The 1676-nt window shown below is 39.9% G+C and carries 2 protein-coding genes; both read right to left on the bottom strand.

Features of this window, described 5'->3' with window-relative positions; all coding sequences use genetic code 11:
* Positions 1-46: 46 nt before the first annotated feature.
* Positions 47-874: an IS3 family transposase gene (locus tag HMPREF0494_RS10650; protein ID WP_235803848.1), complete on the bottom strand. Its 828-nt coding sequence runs from the start codon at positions 872-874 to the stop codon at positions 47-49.
* 20 nt (positions 875-894) lie between these two features.
* A complete protein-coding gene (locus HMPREF0494_RS10645; RefSeq protein WP_007124986.1) occupies positions 895-1608 on the bottom strand; it encodes a helix-turn-helix domain-containing protein in 714 nt (237 codons plus the stop codon).
* Positions 1609-1676 lie beyond the last annotated feature (68 nt).

Raw genomic sequence — 1676 nt, 5'->3', positions numbered from 1 at the left:
GGCACTGTGTCCCGTCAAGTATACAGGTTAAATAGATAAAATTAGTTTATGCGGCCTGATTGCGGAATTGTTCCGCGGTTAAGCCGTTTCTGCTTGTATAAGCACGTTTAGTATTAAAGTATTCAATGGCCCCTTTGACGAGTTGTTCTAGCTCTTCCAGTGTTTTGGGTCGTGCATGCTTATTCATCCAAACCAGCTTAAAGTCGTTCCACCAGCGTTCCATTGGCGAATTCTCCCATGGATGACCTGGATGCGACATGCTGTGAACGCAATTTTTTGATGCTAAATAGTCGTTAAACATACTTGAACAATAGGCTGCTCCACGATCAGTATGGATCATTGGTTGTGCATCAGGTTCAACCGCGAAAGCACGATTGAAAGTTTCAATTACCGCTGATGAAGTTTCTGTATCTGAAATATTGGAACTTAAAACGTAACGACCATATAAATCTAAAACAACGTGTACTCGTGCTTTATGAAGGGTGTGTTCACCATAGGCAACTTCCGTTGTATCGGTGACCCATACTTCATTTTTGCTTTCACGATTGAACTGCTCATTTAGTAGATTATCATTGACGTATTCTTTACGGCGTTTAATACGATTATGTTTCTTCTTCCTAACGTTGGCTTGAATTCCATGCTTACGCATGCAGTTAGTTACTCGCTTTAGCCCGGCTGTAAAGTTTAATTGATTCTCAAATTTTAACTGGGTAGTCATTGCTAAATATCCAAGCGTCCAATTATGCTCTTCCTCTAACTTTAAAATTGCGTCAAGTAGTTTTGCCTGCTCATTCTGATAACGGCTTGGCGTTCGATTAAGCCATTTATAATAACCATCTCGTGAAGACTCGGCTATTCTACACAACCGGCTAATTGACCAGCCATTTTCCTGATTTAGTTCTTTGATGGCTTGGTACCGGAACCTTTGCCCACCTCCCGATTGCGTATTTCCGTTAATTTTTTTGCGAAGGCAATCTCCATCTCCTGATTTTGTAATTTAGCTTTCAGTAAACGGTTTTCTGCCTTAAGGCGATCCACTTCTGTCCATTCTTTCTCAGGTTTAGCTTTACCTCGGCGATCACGAAGCGATTCCGGGTCATTACCACTCTTGAGGTATTTCTGATACCAACCATAGACTTGTTGGTAGCTGACGTGATATTTCTCAACTGCCCAATTGTAATTAACGTCATGTTTGATGAGTTCTTCAATAATCGTCAGTCGTTCTTCAAAGTTAGTCTTTCGTCCGCTCATTTTTGAATCTCGCTTTCTTGGCGTATACGCCTTTAAGTTAGATTCATTATACTGGATAATCCAATAATATAACTGTGTTACTGAACGTAAGCCGTGTTTAATCGCAAAAATTTCCATTGATTCGTTAGATTGATGATACTGTTCAACTAATGAACGTTTGAATTCTTTAGAATAACTTTGGTTACTATGAGGGGGATTTAATCCCAATAGCCCCTGATATTTATAAAGGTATCCCCATCGTCTGATAGCTTTTCTGTCAATGTTATACTTGGTCATCACTTTAGGTACTCCAACTTGTGAAGCTTCCTTGAGGATGGAAAGTTTTTCCTCCGCTGAATATTTCGATTTTCTTCCCATAGAAAAATGCCCTCCGAGTATTGGATGAATTTTCTATTTCATCTGTATACTCAGAGGGCATTATAGCC

Origin of the sequence: Limosilactobacillus antri DSM 16041 (genome assembly GCF_000160835.1) — a bacterium.
GTDB classification, from domain to species: Bacteria; Bacillota; Bacilli; order Lactobacillales; family Lactobacillaceae; genus Limosilactobacillus; species Limosilactobacillus antri.
This window is presented reverse-complemented; position numbering and strand designations above follow the sequence as displayed.

Coding starts and splice junctions, on each gene's coding strand:
- HMPREF0494_RS10645 (WP_007124986.1), bottom strand. CDS start 1,608: ATGGGAAGAAAATCGAAATATTCAGCGGAGGAAAAACTTTCCATCCTC.